Raw genomic sequence first — 13,732 nt, forward strand, 5'->3', positions numbered from 1 at the left:
AGGTCGTCGCCAGCCGGTGGTCGGACTAGCGATAGGTGATGTCGGACGAGGAGTAGAGGCAGTTGGTGCCGTCGGCGCCGGTGCCGACCTGGGTGGGTTCGTTGCCGCTGCTGTTGCCGTTGTACTTGCGGCAGATGACCATCGACCGGCCGGAGTCGTTGACGATTGTGATCCCGGAGAAGCGGGCGGTGTCGCCGTAGTTGACGTTGATGCCGGCGATGGTGCTACCGGGTCGGGTCAGCGTGACGTTGCGGATCACCACGTTGCGGCGGTGCTGGGTGGAGCAGTTGCCGCAGGAGCGGTAGAAGGTGCCGAAGTTGGTGGCCTGGAAGTTCTGGATGGTCAGGGTGCCCGGGCCGTTGTGTTGGAACACCTTGTCGCTTGCGGAGCGGGCGCCGCCGCCGTCGACGAGGAAGTTCGGTGAGCCACTGCCCCGGAAGGTGGCGGCGTCCTCGCCGACGTCCTCCCACCAGACGTTGCGCAGGGTGCAGGGGCCGGCGCAGTGGACGCCGTCACCGGCGGGCGCACCGATGATCACGTTTTGCAGGGTGGCACCGGATTCGAGCCGGAACATCGGGTCCTGGCTCTCCTCCTGGCTACCGTCGCCGATGCAGCAGTAGCGGCGCATCCCGCCGTCGAGGGTGCCGCTGACGGAGATGGTGCCGTTGACGTTTACCTGCCCGGTCGGGTTGGGCCAGGCTCCCGTGGGTGGTGGCGGGGGTGGTGGTGCGGTGGTCTGCGGCGGCGGCGGGACGGGTGTCGTCGGGCTGACCCCGCCGGTGCAGGTCACCCCGTTGACCGTGAAGCTGGTCGGTGCCGGGTTGCTGCTGTTGTTCCAACTGCCGTTGAAACCGAACGAGACGGTGGCATTGGTGGCGAGGTTGCCGTTGTAGCTGACGTTGGCGGCCCGGACCGTGCTGCCGCTCTGTGTGACGGTGGCGTTCCACGCCTGCGTGACGGTCTGCCCGGCAGTGAAGGACCACCCCACCTGCCAGGACGTCAGCGGGTCGCCGACGTTGGTGAGGCTGACGTTGGCGCTGAAGCCGCCGGCCCACTGCGAGGCCACGGTGTAGCTGACCCGGCAGCCGACCGCAGCCTGCGCCGGTCCGGTGGTGAGGACAACCCCGGCCGTCGCCAGGGTTGTCGCGCCGGTGGCGAGGACCACCAGCGCCGTACGGCGTCGTCTGTGCGACATGCTCTTCTCCCTTGGGCTGACACGCGAGACCTGCGCGTACGCACCCGTGCCCGGGGGTGCCTTCGGGTCTCTTCGGAGTTGCCCGGACGTCCATCCGGGGGGATGGACCGTGCGCCCGCCGAGCCGGCAAGCGCTTTCCTAAAGATAGATAACCACAAATGCTTGCGAATATCGAGTGGCCGCACCCTGGCTACCGATCGGTAGGTGGACCCTTGACGGCGCAACTTGTTGCGTCGAAGATTCGTGCTTGTTAACGCTCACAACCGCCGATCCGAGGGCCGTCCATGCGACCTGCGTTGTTCCACCCCCGGAAACCCTCCGCCCCCGATCCCTCGCCCCGCCGCCTGACCAGCCACCTTGTCGCCACGGTCACGATCGCGCTGGCCGCCGGGCTGCTGCCGGCCACCCCGGCGCTAGCCGCACCGGCCGCTGACGTCACCGCCGGCCTGGTGCTCCGCTACGACCTCGACCAGAGCACCGGCACGACGGTGACCGACACGTCCGGCCACGGTCGGCACGGCACGCTCGTCGGTGGCGGCACCTGGACCGACAAGCATGGACTCCGGCTCGACGGCGTCGACGACCACGTCCGGCTGCCGAACGACATCATGGCCGGCCTGTCGTCGATCACCGTCTCGGTCGACGTGTACGTCGAGCCCGACCAGCAGACCCCGTACTTCATCTGGGGGTTGGGCAACCCGGCCACCTCCAACTCCGGCACCGGGTACCTCTTCGCCAGCGGCGACGCCTTCCGCGCGGCCATCACCACCACCAACTGGTCCGGCGAACGGGTGACCGCCAAGGGCGGCAACCTGGCCCGCGGGGTGTGGAAGTCCGTCACGTACACCCAGACCGGCACCACCGGCACCCTCTACGAGGACGGTGTCCAGGTCGCGCGGAACACCGACGTCACCGTGTTGCCCGGTGCGGTCGGCAACGGTACGACCACCGCCAACCACCTCGGCCGCTCCACCTACGCCACCGACCGGCTGCTGCGGGGCCAGGTGGCCAACTTCCGCATCTACGACCGGGCATTGGCCGCCGACGAGGTGTCGGCGATCGCGCTGCCGGACACCACCCGGGTCGCCCGTGACACCGCCGGCCTGGACCTGGGCGACCTCTCGGCGGTGACCAGCGGGCTCACCCTGCCCACCCAGGGCGGTTACGGTGCGGCGATCGCCTGGGCATCCAGCCACCCCGCGACGATCAGCCCGACCGGCGTGGTGACCCGACCGGCCGCCGGCGACGGGCCGGCGACGGTCACCCTTACCGCCACGCTGAGCCGGGGCACCGTCACCGACACGAAGACCTTCACCGCCATCGTGCCGCCGGAAGAGTCCGACCAGAGCCGGGCCGCCGCGGCAGCCGCCTCGCTGTCGCTGGTGCATGCCGACGACGTACGCGGAAATCTCACCATGCCCACCAGCGGCCTGCACGGGGCCACCGTCACCTGGCGTTCCGACCGGCCGGCGGTGGTCGCGCCGGACGGCGTCGTGAACCGCCCGGCACACGGCACGGGCGACGTGCCGGTGACCGTCACGGCCACCGTCGCCGTCGGCGCGGCCCGGGTGGAACGGTCCATCGAGTTGACCGTCCGGGAACTGCCGGCACCCGCGCCGTACGAGGGGTACGCGTTCAGCTACTTCACCGGCAATTCGATCGAGGGCGAGAAGATCTACTTCGCCGCGAGCCAGGGCAACAACGCCCTACAGTGGACCGAACTCAACGGTGGTCGGCCCACCCTGGAGTCCACCTTCGGCACCCGGGGCCTGCGTGACCCGTTCCTGATCCGCAGCCCCGAGGGGGACCGGTTCTTCCTGATCGCCACCGACCTGTCCATCGGGCGCAACGGCGACTGGGACGCCGCGCAGCGGCATGGCAGCCGCTACCTGGAGGTATGGGAATCCACCGACCTGGTCAACTGGTCCGAGCAGCGGCACGTGCAGGTCTCCCCGCCCACCGCCGGTAACACCTGGGCGCCCGAGGCGTACTGGGACGACGAGCGGGGCGAGTATCTGGTCTTCTGGGCGTCCAAGCTGTACGCCGAGAACGACCCGAACCACACCGGCAACACGTACAACCGGATGCTCGCGGCCACCACCCGGGACTTCGTGACCTTCGCACCGGCCACCATCTGGCAGGACCGGGGCGAGTCCCGGATCGACTCCACGGTGATCAAGGAGGGGGAGACCTACTACCGGTTCACCAAGGACGAGGGCGGTGGCGGCACCGGCTGCTCCGACATCATCCAGGAGAAGGCGACCTCCCTGACCGCCGTCGACCTGCCCGGCCAACCCGCCTGGAGCCGGATCACCGCCTGCATCGGCCGCGACGCCGGCACCTCCGCGGTGGAGGGCCCGACGGTCTTCAAGGCCAACCCGGGCGACACCTCCGGGTCGAGGTACTACCTCTTCGTCGACGAGTACGGTGGCCGGGGCTACATCCCGCTCGGCACCGACGACCTGGCGAACCCGACCTGGCGGGTGCCGGCCAGCTACCGCCTGCCGGCCAGCCCCCGGCACGGCACGGTCATCCCGGTCACCAAGGCCGAACTCGACGCGCTCACCGACGCGCTCACCGAGGCGCCGCCGCCGGTCCGGGCCACCGAGGACGGCCTGGTCCTGCACTACCCGCTCGACCAGAGCAGCGGCGGCACCGCCACCGACGCCTCCGGCAACGGCTACCACGGCACCCTCGCCGGTGACGCCAGCTGGCGCGACGGGGCGCTGAACCTCGGCGGCAGCAACGGACACGTCGGCCTGCCCGACCACATCATGGCCGGGCTCGACGAGATCACCGTGTCGGTCCAGGTCAACATCGCCAGCGACCAGGCCACGCCGTACTTCATCTGGGGGCTGGGCAACACCTCCGGCGGGGCCGGCAACGGCTACCTCTTCACCACAGGCAACAACTACCGGACCTCGCTGGCCACCGGGAACTGGACCACCGAGGAGACCGTCACAAACGGTGCAGCCCTGCCCCGAGCGGTGTGGAAGACACTCACCTACACCCTCAACTCCGCAGGCACAGCCCGGCTCTACCTCGACGGGGTACGGGTCGCCGAGAAGACCGGGGTGGTCAACCGGCCCGGTGACATCGGCGGCGGGTGGACCACCGCCAACTACCTCGGCCGCTCCCAGTACAGCTCCGACCGGTACCTCAAGGGCCAGGTGCGCGACTTCGCCATCTACAACCGGGCGCTCAGCGACGCCGAGGTCGCCGGGCTCGGCGGCAACGGCACCGGGATCGTCGCGGTGACGCTGGACAGCCTGAAGGTGCCGGCGATGATCGACCCGAACACCGGCACTGTCACCCTGCCGGTGCGGCCCGGCACCGACCTGAGCCGGCTCGCGCCGACGTACGTGGTGGCAGCGAACTCGACGGTCACCCCGACCGGTGCCCGGGACTACCGCCAGCCGGTGGCGGTCACCGTGCGGGACGCGGCCGGGGCAACCCGGGTGTGGACGGTACGCGCCGTCGCGATGGGCTCGCCGGTGCTGCCCGGCTACAACGCCGACCCGAACATCGTCCGATTCGGTGACACGTACTACATCTACGCCACCACCGACGGCTTCCCCGGCTGGGGCAGCAGCACCTTCAAGGTGTGGTCGAGCCGGAACCTGGTCGACTGGACCGAGCACGACACGATCCTGGACCTCGGCCCGGACGTCTCCTGGGCCGACCGCAACGCCTGGGCACCGGCCGCGATCGAGAAGAACGGCAAGTACTACTTCTACTTCTCGGCGCAGCAGAACATCGGAGTGGCGGTCGCCGACTCGCCGCTCGGGCCGTTCGTCGACCCGCTCGGCAAGCCGCTGGTGAGCAAGGACGACTACAACGGTGCCCAGCAGATCGACCCGGCGGTCTTCACCGACGACGACGGAAAGAGCTACCTCTACTGGGGCAACGGCACGCCGTACGTGGTGCCGCTCAACGACGACATGATCTCGTACGACGTCAGCAAGCGGGTGCGGTTGACCGGGCTGACGGACTTCCGCGAGGGCCTGTTCCTGCACAAGCGCGACAACGTCTACTACCTGTCCTGGTCGATCGACGACACCGGCAGCGAGAACTACCGGGTCGGCTACGGCACCGGCAGCAGCCCGCTGGGACCGTTCACGGCCAAGGGCGAGATCCTCACCAAGGACCCGGGCCAGGGCATCCTCGGCACCGGACACCACTCGGTGCTCCAGGTGCCGGGCACCGACGACTGGTACATCGCGTACCACCGGTTCGCCATCCCGGGCGGTGACGGTACGCACCGGGAGACCACAATCGACCGGCTGTACCACGAGCCGGACGGCACGATCCGTCGCGTGGTGCCGACGCTGACCAGCGTGCCGCCGCTGAGCTACCAGGGCGGGCGACCGAAGGTGTCGATCTCCGCGGCGGGCAGCGACGGATGGTACGGCGCCGGTGCCACCCTGACCATGTCGGCCGGCGACGGGGTCCGGCTGATGGAGTACCAGATCGACGGTGCGGGCTGGTTCCCGTACCGGGAGCCGGTGCCGTTGCCGGACGGCAGCTACCGGATCGACTACCGGGCCCAGGGCAGCAACCTGTGGTGGAGCGAGGTCTGGTCGACCACGGTTCAGGTGGACCGGGTGGGGCCGAGCGTACGGGCCACACTGGACAGCAAGCGGACGATGACGATCACCGCCGGCGACGCGCATTCCGGGGTGGCCCGGGTCGAGTACCGCAGCGGGTCCGGCGCCTGGCAGCGCTACCGGACCCCGGTCCGCTTCGACAACAACCGGCACCTCGTGCAGTACCGGGCGATCGACGTGGCGGGCAACATCGCCACGGCCGCGCTGCTGGTGCCGGCGGTGCCGGGGCCGGCACCGAAGGCGAAGAAGCCGCCGACGATCAAGGGCAAGCCCAAGGTCGGTACGAAGCTGACAGTCAGTCCGGGCAGCTGGGACCAGCCCGGCCTGACCTTCTCCTACCGCTGGCTACGCGACGGCAAGGCGATAGCCGGGGCGACCGGCCGCAGCTACGTGCCGAAGAAGGCGGACATCGGGCACCGGCTGAGCGTACGGGTGATCGCGATCCGCCCGAACGCCAAGCCCGGAGGTGCCGTCACCAAACGGACCGGACCGGTGCTCCCCCGGTAGCGCCCGCGACGGCAGGGCAGTCGGTCGCCGGCTGCCCTGCCGTGCCGTGGCCGCGCCCGGCATCGGGCGGGTGCGAGATCGCCCTGCTGCTGATCGGCTGGTCAGGATCGGCCGATGCGCTCGAACTCCGCCGGGCTGATTCCGCCCGGCATCCGGGTCTGGAAGTCCAGTACGCCGACCCAGGTCGGGCGGACCCCGATGCGGAACATCCTGGTGTCGGGGTGGTCGACTGCGGCGACGTTGGCGGCGCCCTGCTCCGGGCCGGCGTATCGGTGATGGGCCAGGGCGTACTCCGGCACGATCCCGTCGACCTCGGTCACCTCGGCCCGGCCCCGGACGAGCAGCACCTCGGGCGGGGTGGAGGCGACGTCGATGGTGATGGCGACGGCGGGTCGGGCGCGCAGGGCGGCGATCTTGGCGCCGCCGAAGGTGGCGAGCACCACCTCGGTCCCGGTCCAGTGGAAGAGCATCGGGAAGACCCGGGGCGTGCCGTCGGACGCGACGTACGCGATGCGGGCCAGCTCGGTCGAGGCCAGCAGCCGCTGGGCGACCGGGCTGTGCAGTAGCCGGAGGTCGCCCTGCGGCAGCCCGGCGACCTCCGCCTCGGTCAGGGCGGCGCTCATCGGGCGGCCTGCGACGGTGCGGGAACGAGCAGCGCCAGCCGGTCGAACGAGCTGGACCAGCCGGTCTCCAGATCGCAGCTCTCCTCGCCGGCTGCCAGGCCGGCGACGTGGAACGTCATCTCGGTCCGGTCGCTGAGTTCGGCGAAGGTCACGGTCAGTACCGCCTCCGGTCCGTCGGGTGCCCGGGTGACGAGTACCAGCCGTTCGGGCTCGGACACCTCGCGGCAGGTGAAGGAGACCGGATACTCCGTACCGTCGGCGTCATCGACCATGCGGAGCTGCCACGCGCCGCCCGGCCTGACATCCATCGACACGGTGGCCAGGGGAGTGGTCAGGCCCACCGGCCCGAACCAGCGGGCGAGCTGTCGCGGGTCGGTCCACGCCCGGAAGACCAGGTGGCGGGGCGCGTCGAAGACCCGGGTGATTGTGAAGTCCCGAGTGGGTGTGCCGGTGCTGGGCGAGGTCTCAGGCATCCGGACCGCCTTTCTGGATCTCGTGCAGGTGAGTGGAGAGGCGGTCGAAGCTGCCCTCCCAGAACTGCCGGTAGCGCTCCAGCCAGTCGGTGGCCTCGCGCAGTGGTGCGGGCTCCAGCCGGCACGGACGCCACTGGGCGGTACGACCGCGACTGACGAGCCCGGCCTGCTCCAGCACCTTGAGGTGCTTGGAGACGGCCTGGAGGGTGAGCGGCAGCGGTTCGGCCAACTCGTTGACGGTGGCCTCGCCCTCGGCCAGCCGGGCGAGAATCGCCCGTCGGGTCGGATCCGCCAGGGCGGCGAAGGTGGTGCTCAACTGGGTGCTGTCCACGACTATTCAACCTCTCGGTTAATTAACCGATGGGTTGAATATACAGCCCGCTGTGCCTGCGTCAAGGGACAGCCTTGCTCGCGCTGTCCCAATTCACGGCCGGTCGGCGGTTACCCCGGTTCCCGGGAAGATCGCGGACCGGTCAGAGCCGCTGGCCGGCGAGGACCGAGAGGAGTTGGAGCTTCTCGTGGCTCTCGCTGCCGGGGGTAGCGGTGAAGACCTGCAACAGCTGCGACTGGTCGGGGTCGACCAGGACCTGGCAGTGCAGTTCGAGAAGCCCGACCTGCGGGTGCTGGATGCGTTTCGGCGCGCAGTACGGGCCGCTCACCGGATGCTCCCGCCACAACCGTGCGAACTCCGGACTCGCGGCCAGTAGCGCGTCGACGATCTCGGCGGCCCGGGAACCCTTCCCGTCCCGGGTGTACGCCCGAAGCAGGTTCGAGGCGATGAGCCGACTCTGTCGGGCATGGTCCTGCTCGGGATGGATGCGTCGGGTGTCCGGATCGGTGAACCATCGGTAGTGCAGGCTGCGGGCCAGGCCGCGGTGCCGGGTGTCGTCGCCGAGCAGAGCGGCAGCCAGCCGGGTCTGCGTCAGCGTCTCGCCGAGGTCGCTCACCACCTGGGCGGCGGTCTCGCCGAGGCCGTCGAAGACGCGCATCATGCCGGGATTGACGTGGTCGTTGCGCTGGCTCCGCCGTGGTGCGGGGTATCCGCCGAGCTGGAACAGATGGTCCCGTTCCTCGATTGAGAGCCGCAGCCCGCGAGCGATCGAGGCGAGCATCTGCTCGGAGGGTTGTGCGCCGCGTTGCTGCTCGATCCGGCTGTAGTAGTCGGCCGACATGTCGCTGAGGGCGGCGACCTCCTCCCGGCGGAGTCCGCCGGTGCGCCGCCGGCGCTGCCCCCGGGCCAACCCGACGTCCTCCGGTTGCAACGCCTCACGCCGGATGCGGAGAAACTCGGCGAGTCGAGCGCGGTCCATGGTCGCTCCCCCTGGTCCGTGGCGCCGATCCGATGGCCGGGACAGCCGTGACTCCGATCCGGCGTCCTGATTCGTCGTGGCGCTCGTCCTTGACAACACCATGCTGGCCAGGGCTGTTTCCGTTAGCCACGGACAGGGTGGGCCTGGCTACCCCCTGGCAGCCTGCCAACACTCGGATCCATGACCACCAACACGCAGACACCGACCGGCCACTGGATCAACGGCGAGGTGGTCCCAGCCGGATCGGTACACACCACGGCCGTCATCAACCCCGCCACCGATGAGATCGTCGCCGAGGTGCCCGCCGGCACCGCCGCCGACGTGGACCGGGCCGTCGCAGCGGCCCGGGCCGCCTTCCCCGGCTGGGCCGCCACCCCGCCGGCCGAGCGTGCCGTCATGCTCCGCCGGATCGGCGCGGGCCTACGGGAGCGGAGCGCGGAGATCGCCGCCGCGATCACAAGCGAGATGGGCTCTCCGCTGACCATGTCCCGTACCGCCCAGGTCGGATTCCCGCTCGCGGTCGCCGAGTCGTTCGCCGCGTTGGCCGAGACCTTCGCCTGGACCGAGGAGGTCGGCACGTCGCTGATCGTCCGGGAGCCGATCGGCGTGGTCGGCGCGATCACGCCGTGGAACTTCCCGTTGCAGCAGATCATGTCGAAGCTCGCGCCCGCGCTGGTCGCGGGGGACACGATGGTGTTCAAGCCGTCCGAGGTCGCGCCGCTTACCGCGCAGATCCTCGCCGAGGTGACCGCGGCGGCGGGCCTGCCGGCCGGGGTCTTCAACGTGGTGTACGGCACCGGCGCGGTCGTCGGCGAGGCGATCTCGGCGCACCCGGACATCGACATGATCTCCTTCACCGGCTCCACCCGGGCCGGCCGGCGGATCTCCGCCGTCGCCGCCGAGACCGTCAAGCGGGTCGCGCTCGAACTCGGCGGCAAGGGCGCCAACGTGATCCTCGACGACGCCGACCTGCCCAAGGCGGTGGAGACCGGGGTGATGATGGCCTTCGGCAACAGCGGCCAGGTCTGCGGCGCGTGGCCGCGGATGCTGGTCCCGGCGGCCCGGCACGATGAGGTGGTACGGCTGGCGGTGAACGCCGCCGCGCAGTACGCCGTGGGCGACCCGACCGACGAGGCCACCCGGATCGGCCCGATGGCGTACGAGGCGCACCGGGAGAAGGTCGACGGCTACATCCGGCGCGGCATCGCCGACGGCGCGACCCTGGTCTACGGCGGTCCCGGTCGGCCGGACGGCCTGGCGAAGGGCGCCTATGTCCGACCGACGATCTTCGCCGGAGTCGACCCGCGGTCGGCCATCGCCCAGGAGGAGATCTTCGGCCCGGTGTTGACCATCATCCCGTACGCCGACGAGGACCAGGCCGTGGAGATCGCCAACGGCACCATGTACGGCCTCACCTCCGGTGTCTTCGGCGCACCGGAGCACGCGCTCGCCGTCGCCAAGCGGCTGCGCGCCGGGCAGGTCGATGTCAACGGTGGCCAGTGGAACCCGCTCGCGCCGTTCGGCGGCTACAAGCAGTCCGGCAACGGCCGCGAGTTCGGCCGGGCCGGTCTGGAGGAGTTCCTGGAGACCAAGGCCATTCAGCGTTGACCGGGGCGAGTCGTGGCCGGGAGGGTATTCCTCCCGGCCGCGACCGTTGCGGATCACCGGCCAATCGCCGTGCGCCCATCGCCGTGCGCCCATCGCCGTGCGTCGGCCGATCGCCGTGCGTCGGCCGATCGGAGCCGGCCCGGGGAGGCCGCCGGGGTCAGCAGACCCGGGCGGGACCGGTGACGCCGTCGGGGCCGGCCCGCTCGACGGCGGCCAGGTTGGCGACCGTGGTGGCGGCGATGCTGTGCAGCCCGTCGGAGGTGAAGAATGCCTGATGCCCGGTGATCAGCACGTTGGGGAAAGTGGTGAGCCTGGCGAACTCGTCGTCGCCGAGGACCCGGTCGGAGAGGTCCTCGAAGAAGAGGTCGGTCTCCTCCTCGTACACGTCGAGACCGAGGTAGCCGATCCGGCCGCTCTTCAGCCCGTCGATCACCGCTCGGGTGTCCACGAGCGAGCCACGGCCGGTGTTGATCAACATCACCCCCTCGCGGAGCTGCGCCACCCGCTCGGCGTCGATCAGGTGGCGGGTGTCCGTGGTGAGTGGGCAGTGCAGGGTGACGATGTGCGACTCGGCGAGCAGGCGCTCCAGCGGGACGTACTCGGCTCCGGCCGCGATCGCCGCGTCGTTGTGCTGCGGGTCGCTGGCGAGCACCCGGCAACCGAAGCCCCGCATGATCTGGGCGACGCAGACGCCGATCCGTCCGGTGCCGACAATGCCGACGGTCCGGCCGTGCAGGTCGAAGCCGAGCAGCCCGGTCAGGGCGAAGTTGTGTTCGCGTACCCGGTTGTAGGCCCGATGGATCTTGCGGTTGAGGGCGAGGATCAGGCCGACGGTGTGCTCGGCGACGGCGTGCGGCGAATACTCAGGCACGCGTACCACGGTCAGGCCGAGCCGGCGGGCAGCGGCCACGTCCACGTTGTTGAAGCCGGCCGCGCGCAGCGCGACCACCCGTACGCCGACCTCGGCGAGCTGGTCGAGCACCGCCGCGCCCAGGTCGTCGTTGACGAAGGCGCAGACCGCGTGGCTTCCCTCGGCCAGTCGAGCGGTCTGCGGCGTCAGCCGGGGCTCCAGGAAGACCAGCTCATGCTCGCCCGACTCGTTGGCAGCGGTGAGGAACTCCCGGTCGTACGGCTTGGTGCTGAACACTGACACGCGCATCGGCCACCTCCACCGTCACGCTACGGACGACCCACCGACCCCGACCAGGGTCCATCGGCCCGTCACCCGATGGCTGGCGATCCGGCCCGCATCGAACCGTTGGCCCGTCCCGTCCGTACTGCTGCGCGGGAGGTCGCCAAAACCATGACCGTACGTCGAGTCCTCGTCGTCCTGCTGGTCGCTGCCGGCACGGTGACGACCGGTGCGGTGCCCGCCTTCGCGCACGGCGCCACGTCCTATCCGGTCAGCCGGGCGGTGGCCTGCGCGCCGGACGGCGAGCACGCGGACACGCCTGCCTGCCGGGCCGCAGTCAGTGCCGGCGCCGCGTTGCGCGAGTGGGACAACATCCGGGCGTACGGGGTGGACGGCCGGGACCGGGAGCGGATCCCGGACGGGGAGCTGTGCAGCGGTGGCCTGTCGGCGTACCGGGGGCTGGATCTGGCGCGTACCGACTGGCCCACCACGTCCCTGGCGGCCGGTGCCGAGTTGGCGGTCCGCTACCGGGCCACGATCCCGCGTAAGGGCACCTTCCGGCTCTACCTCACCCGCCCCGGTTACACCCCGACCAGCAAACTGACCTGGGCGGACCTGGAAACCCTGCCGTTCCTGCGGATCACCGACCCACCGCTCAGGGGTGGGGTGTACCAGCTGTCCGGGCGGCTGCCGATCGACCGTACCGGCCGGCACGTCATCTACACGATCTGGCAGACCTCCGACAGCGCCGACACCTACTACTCCTGCTCGGATGTGAACCTGCTGCCCCGGGGGGAGGCGATCGAGGAACCGGCCGACGTGGTGACGCCACCGCCCGCCACCCCGGCCGACGACGCCGCCGCGCCGGCCGGCGTAGACGCGGCGGCTGACGCCGCCGCGGCGGCCGGTGGCGCCGCTTCCGGCGTCGACGTGGCGGCCGGGGTGGCGAACAACGTGCCGGTGGCGTCGGTGACCGCGCTGGATGGCCGGCGCTGGCCACTGCTCGCGGGCGGTGCGCTGGGTGTGCTGCTGCTGGTGCTGCTCGGCAGGTGGCTACGGGGGTCCCGCAACGGGCCACCACCCGGCCGTCCCTGCACGGTCCGCAACCACCGAGCCAACCCCCGAATCTGGTAACGGGCGACAGCGCGGCGTTTGCCCGCGGCGAAAGGTAGCGTCGGTGGCATGCGCTACGTGCGGCTCGACACTCCCAGGCCCCTGTCCAAGATCGGCCTCGGCACCTGGCAGTTCGGCTCGCGTGAGTGGGGTTACGGCCCCGATTACGAGCGGCGGGCGGCGGAGATCGTCCAGCGCGCCGTCGAGCTGGGCGTCACGGTGTTCGACACCGCCGAGATCTACGGCCTCGGCCGCAGCGAGCGGATCCTGGGTACAGCGTTGGCGCCGCACCGGGACAGGGTGGTCGTCGCCACGAAGATTGCTCCGGTGCTGCCGGTCGCGGCGGTGGTGCAGCAGCGGGCGGTCGCCTCGGCGGCCCGGCTCGGCGTCACCTGCATCGACCTCTACCAGGTGCACACGCCCAATCCGTTTGTCGCCGACCACACCACCATGCGCGGGATGCGCGCATTGCAGGACGTCGGCCTGGTCGGCGAGGTCGGGGTCAGCAACTACAGCCTGCGCCGCTGGCAGGTCGCCGAGGTCGCGTTGGGCCGGCGGGTGCTGAGCAACCAGGTCCGCTACAGCCTGCTGGACCGCAAGCCGGAGGAGGATCTGCTGCCGTACGCGGAGCAGGCCGGCCGGGTGGTCATCGCGTACAGCCCGCTGGCCCAGGGCTTCCTCTCCGGGCGGTACGACGCGCAGCATCGGCCGACGGGCGCGATCCGCCGAGCCAACCCGTACTTCCTGCCGGAGAACCTGGCCCGGGGCGCCGCCCTGATCGAGACGCTGCGCCAGGTGGCCGCCGCACACGACGCCACGCCGAGCCAGATCGCCCTGGCGTACGTGCTGCGTCACCCGAACGTGGTGGCCATTCCGGGCGCGTCCAGCGTCGAGCAGATGGAGCGTAACGCCGCCGCCGCGGAGATCGACCTGACCGAGGACGAGTACGCCGCGCTGGTGAACGCGGCGCGGGCGGTCCGCCCGGTGACCGGGTTGGCGGCGTTGCCGAAGCTGATTCGCGCCCGTACCGGATGACCGCCCGGGTTCCCGCGCGGCGGCGTGATGCCGATACGATGACTCGGTTCGTCGGTGGGTTCGGCGGTTGGCACGGGCTCTGGTCCGGCGGCTCTCGCACAAGTCATTTCTCATTCGGGCGCGAGTTTC

Annotated in this window: 10 protein-coding genes; 4 read left to right on the forward strand and 6 right to left on the reverse strand. The window is 70.6% G+C overall.

The features are described from left to right. Positions 1-25 precede the first annotated feature (25 nt). Positions 26-1,195 carry a pectate lyase gene (locus AC507J_RS21260; protein ID WP_496290926.1) on the reverse strand — a complete coding sequence of 390 codons (1,170 nt, stop codon included), beginning with the start codon at positions 1,193-1,195 and terminating at the stop codon, positions 26-28. A gap of 284 nt (positions 1,196-1,479) precedes the next feature. On the opposite strand from AC507J_RS21260, the gene AC507J_RS21265 reads away from it, so the two are divergent. Further along, complete coding sequence (locus AC507J_RS21265) at positions 1,480-6,309, forward strand: family 43 glycosylhydrolase (RefSeq protein WP_496290927.1); 4,830 nt, start codon at positions 1,480-1,482, stop codon at positions 6,307-6,309. 101 nt (positions 6,310-6,410) lie between these two features. On the opposite strand, the gene AC507J_RS21270 is transcribed toward AC507J_RS21265, so the two are convergent. The 4 genes from AC507J_RS21270 to AC507J_RS21285 form a co-directional block, all read right to left on the reverse strand. Further along, positions 6,411-6,932: a pyridoxamine 5'-phosphate oxidase family protein gene (locus tag AC507J_RS21270; protein ID WP_496290928.1), complete on the reverse strand. Its 522-nt coding sequence runs from the start codon at positions 6,930-6,932 to the stop codon at positions 6,411-6,413. Next, entirely contained in the window at positions 6,929-7,405 is a 477-nt protein-coding gene (locus AC507J_RS21275) for an SRPBCC family protein (RefSeq protein WP_496290929.1), read from the reverse strand. Before AC507J_RS21275 ends, AC507J_RS21270 begins: the two co-directional genes overlap by 4 nt. Further along, positions 7,398-7,736: an ArsR/SmtB family transcription factor gene (locus AC507J_RS21280; protein WP_496290930.1), complete on the reverse strand. Its 339-nt coding sequence runs from the start codon at positions 7,734-7,736 to the stop codon at positions 7,398-7,400. Before AC507J_RS21280 ends, AC507J_RS21275 begins: the two co-directional genes overlap by 8 nt. A gap of 142 nt (positions 7,737-7,878) precedes the next feature. Beyond that, on the reverse strand, positions 7,879-8,715 hold the full coding sequence (locus tag AC507J_RS21285) for a helix-turn-helix transcriptional regulator (RefSeq protein WP_496290931.1): 837 nt from the start codon (positions 8,713-8,715) through the stop codon (positions 7,879-7,881). A 180-nt stretch (positions 8,716-8,895) separates the two neighbouring features. On the opposite strand from AC507J_RS21285, the gene AC507J_RS21290 reads away from it, so the two are divergent. Then, the gene (locus AC507J_RS21290; RefSeq protein ID WP_496290932.1) at positions 8,896-10,323 is read left to right on the forward strand and encodes an aldehyde dehydrogenase family protein; all 1,428 of its coding nucleotides are present in this window, start codon (positions 8,896-8,898) and stop codon (positions 10,321-10,323) included. 157 nt (positions 10,324-10,480) lie between these two features. On the opposite strand, the gene AC507J_RS21295 is transcribed toward AC507J_RS21290, so the two are convergent. Further along, positions 10,481-11,482: a 2-hydroxyacid dehydrogenase gene (locus AC507J_RS21295; protein ID WP_496290933.1), complete on the reverse strand. Its 1,002-nt coding sequence runs from the start codon at positions 11,480-11,482 to the stop codon at positions 10,481-10,483. 144 nt (positions 11,483-11,626) lie between these two features. On the opposite strand from AC507J_RS21295, the gene AC507J_RS21300 reads away from it, so the two are divergent. Both AC507J_RS21300 and AC507J_RS21305 read left to right on the forward strand, forming a co-directional pair. Further along, positions 11,627-12,589 carry a lytic polysaccharide monooxygenase auxiliary activity family 9 protein gene (locus tag AC507J_RS21300; RefSeq protein WP_496290934.1) on the forward strand — a complete coding sequence of 321 codons (963 nt, stop codon included), beginning with the start codon at positions 11,627-11,629 and terminating at the stop codon, positions 12,587-12,589. A gap of 48 nt (positions 12,590-12,637) precedes the next feature. After that, the gene (locus tag AC507J_RS21305; protein ID WP_496290935.1) at positions 12,638-13,603 is read left to right on the forward strand and encodes an aldo/keto reductase; all 966 of its coding nucleotides are present in this window, start codon (positions 12,638-12,640) and stop codon (positions 13,601-13,603) included. The last annotated feature ends 129 nt before the right edge of the window (positions 13,604-13,732 follow it).

This window comes from Micromonospora sp. PRAS1, from assembly GCF_059553435.1.